This window comes from Mesorhizobium sp. M2A.F.Ca.ET.067.02.1.1, from assembly GCF_004023285.1.
Classification (GTDB): Bacteria; Pseudomonadota; Alphaproteobacteria; order Rhizobiales; family Rhizobiaceae; genus Mesorhizobium.
In genome coordinates this window covers 1-3,465 of sequence record NZ_RZSB01000642.1, presented here as the reverse complement: position 1 = coordinate 3,465, position 3,465 = coordinate 1, and the positions used below count along the sequence as shown (strand labels likewise).

General features: G+C 61.8%; 3 protein-coding genes. All 3 read left to right on the top strand.

Going from position 1 to position 3,465, the window contains the following annotated elements; genetic code table 11:
* Positions 1-1,088: ABC transporter substrate-binding protein (locus tag EOA28_RS29210; RefSeq protein ID WP_148670921.1), on the top strand; the 1,088-nt coding region annotated here is incomplete at its 5' end.
* Positions 1,089-1,308: 220 nt separating this feature from the next.
* Entirely contained in the window at positions 1,309-2,343 is a 1,035-nt protein-coding gene (locus EOA28_RS29205; protein WP_126081935.1) for an ABC transporter permease, read from the top strand.
* Positions 2,344-2,355: 12 nt separating this feature from the next.
* On the top strand, positions 2,356-3,465 hold a 1,110-nt coding region (locus tag EOA28_RS29200; protein ID WP_148670920.1), incomplete at its 3' end, for an ABC transporter permease.

Below are 3,465 nucleotides of genomic sequence, written 5' to 3'. Positions count from 1 at the left end.
ACATGACCGTCAAGCTGAAACTCGGCAAGCCGGACATCGCGCTGATCCCGAACATGTGCGATTATCCGGGCCTGATCGTCCACAAGAGCTTCGACGAGAAGGGCGGCGATTTCAAAGCCTGCCCGATCGGCACCGGCCCGTTCGAGCTCGTTTCCTACGACGTCGGCCAGAAGGTCGTCTACAAGCGCCGCGCAGACAACAAGTGGTGGGACGGCGAGGTGTTCCTCGACGGCATCGAGTTCATCGACTACGGCACCGATCCTGGCGCCATGGTCAGCGCCTTCGAGGCTGGTGAAGTGCACACCAATTTCGAGACCTCGGCCGACTATGTCTCGATCCTCGACGGCATGGACCTGGTGAAATCCGAGGTGGTGACGGCTGCGACCATCGTCTGCCGCACCAATGTCAACCACAAGCCGTACGACAACCAGAAGGTTCGTCAGGCGCTGCAGCTCGGCGTCGACAACGCGGTCGTCCTGCAGCTCGGCTACGGCAATGCCGGCACGCCCGCTGAGAACCATCACGTCAGCCCGATCCATCCGGAATATTTCGAGCTGCCGAAGATCAAGCGCGACGCCGCCAAGGCCAAGGCCCTGATGGCGGAGGCAGGCCAGGCCGACTTCGAGCACGAGCTGATCACGGTCGACGAGGACTGGCACAAGAACACCGGCGACGCGATCGCAGCCCAGCTGCGCGACGCCGGCATCAAGGTGAAGCGCACGGTGCTGCCGGGCTCGACCTTCTGGAACGACTGGACGAAGTATCCGCTGTCGATGACCAACTGGAACATGCGCCCGCTCGGCGTGCAGGTTCTGGCGATCGGCTATCGCACCGGTGAAGCCTGGAACGAGACTGCTTGGTCGAATTCCGACTGGGATACCAAGCTCAACGCCGCGCTTGCCGTCGCCGACGCGGCCAAGCGCAAGGAAATGATGAAGGACATCGAGCAGATCCTGCAGGATTCCGGCATCATCATCCAGCCGTACTGGCGCAAGCTCTACAGCCACTCGACCAAGGCGGTGCAGAACTTCAAAATGCACCCGACCTACGAGCACGACTACGGCAAGGTCTGGCTGGAACAGGCCTGATCGGAACGAACGGACAAAGGGGCGCTCGGCCCCTTTGTCCCCTTCCTCGCGTGACCCGGGACCGGAGAGCCGTTGCAACGAAAAAGTTGCGGACTCGTCGAATGGGGTCATGCAATAAACTGGGTTGATTGCATTCGAAGGTCAGTTTGCCGGCTTGCCCCGCATCGCGTCGGAGTGGTCGCGCAATCAGGCTCCCCCAACCCATCGGCAGGGGTCCGCCATGCTTTCTTTCATCCTGAGACGTCTCGGCACCATGGCGCTGACGATGCTGTGCCTGACCTTGGTCGTTTTTTTCCTGATCAATCTCGGTCCCAATCTGAAGAAGCTGGCGATCAGCCAGACAGAAATGCACACCTCCGCCGAACAGCTGGAAAGCTGGCTGGCCAACCATGGCTACCGCCAGAACTTCTTCCTGCGCTACGGCCAGTGGCTGGGGGTTCTCCCCAAACAGCCGATCACCGACCCGGCGACTGGAAAACCGGCGCAGCGCTTCTCCTTCTGCAACGACCCGGTCGCGCCGACATTCTCCGGCGTGCTGCAGGGCGACTTCGGCTGCTCGACCAAATTCAAGACGACCGTCGCGGCGAAGCTCTTTCCGGCGCTCGGCGCAACGGGGCTTTTGATGTTCTGGGTGCTGGTGGTGATGGTGCCGATCTCGCTGCTCATCGGCATCCTTGCCGGCATGCGCGAGGGCTCGCGCACCGACCGCACGCTGTCTGTCGCTTCGATCGCCTCGACGGCGACGCCTGAATATGTCTCGGGCGTCATCTTCACCGTCATCTTCGCATCCTGGCTGGGCTGGCTGAACGGCTCGGCTGCGTCCGCCAGCCAGGGCCTCACCTTCTACAATTTCACCCTGCCGGTGATGACACTTGCCATCTACGGCATCGGCTACATCGCGCGCATGACGCGCGCCTCGATGGTGGAGGTGATGACGCAGCAATACATCCGAACTGCCCGCCTCAAGGGTCTGTCCTTCGGCAGCGTGGTCGTCAAGCATGCGCTGCGCAACGCTTTGATCGCGCCGTTTACCGTCATCATGCTGCAGTTTCCCTGGCTGCTCACCGGCGTCGTCATCGTCGAGGTGATGTTCCGCTACCAGGGGTTCGGCTATACGCTGGTCGAGGCTGCGGGCAACAACGACATCGACCTGCTGCTCGGCTGCTCGCTGGTTTCGGTGTTCATCGTCTTGATCACGCAGCTCATCTCCGATGTCGGCTACGCGTTCCTCAATCCGCGCATCAGGGTTCAATAAGGGGCAGGGCCGATGCAGACCGAGTATATCAATGCCTTCGACATCGTTGTCGGCGTGCTCTGGCGTTTCTGGCCGGTGTGGATCGCGTTGATCCTAGTGATGGGCGTCAGCTTTGCCTATAAGAAGCGGCTTGGCCTTTACGGCCAGCTCTTTGACAGCGGCGTCGGCATCGCCGGCGTCTTCATCTGCCTGTTCTGGCTGTTCACGGCGATCTTCGCTTCGACCATCTCGCCCTTCGATCCCCTGGCGCAGGTCTCGGTGATGAAGGACGCGCTGCCCGGCGCGATCGAGCCGGCGTCGAAGCTGATCTATTATTTCGGCGGCGATAAGCTCGCCCGCGACGTGTTCTCGCGCATGGTCTACGGCAGCCAGATCGTGCTGATCATCGCGCCGGCCGCCACCGGCTTCGCGCTCATGGTCGGCATCACGCTCGGCCTGCCGGCCGGCTATTACGGCGGCAGGATTGACACGCTGCTGTCCTTCCTCGCCAATCTGGTGCTGGCTTTCCCGGTGATCCTGTTGTTCTACCTCCTGGTGACACCGGGCATCATGGACACGCCGATCCCCTATGCGATGGCGGGTCTGTTCTTCTTGTTCCCGATCATCTTCTTCAGCGTCCTGTTCTGGACGCGTTTCAAGAACCGGCCGGACCGGCTCTATATCCTGCTCGGTATCACGCTTATCCTCGGTGGCTGGATTTATGTCGGCCTGGTCTTCGACAAGGATCCGCTGCACATCGTCCACATCGATCCCAACCAGCTCAACATCTTCGTGGCGGTGGTGTTCGCTTCCAGCCCCGGCGTGTTCCGCATCGTGCGCGGGCTGACCATGGACATCAAGACGCGCGACTATGTGGCGGCGGCGCAGACGCGCGGTGAATCGCCCTGGTACATCATGCTTTGGGAGATATTGCCCAATGCGCGCGGGCCGCTGATCGTCGATGCGTGCCTGCGCATCGGCTACACGACGATCCTGCTCGGAACGCTCGGCTATTTCGGCCTGGGGCTGGCGCCGGAAAGCCCCGACTGGGGCACCGCGATCAAGGACGCCAGCCGGCTGCTGCGTTCCTTCATCCACCCGGCGCTGCCGCCGACGATCGCCCTGATGTCGTTCGTGCTGGGG

Bases quoted from the DNA above. Each gene is read 5' to 3' on its own strand.
- EOA28_RS29205 (WP_126081935.1), top strand. From the start codon at position 1,309: ATGCTTTCTTTCATCCTGAGACGTCTCGGCACCATGGCGCTGACGATG.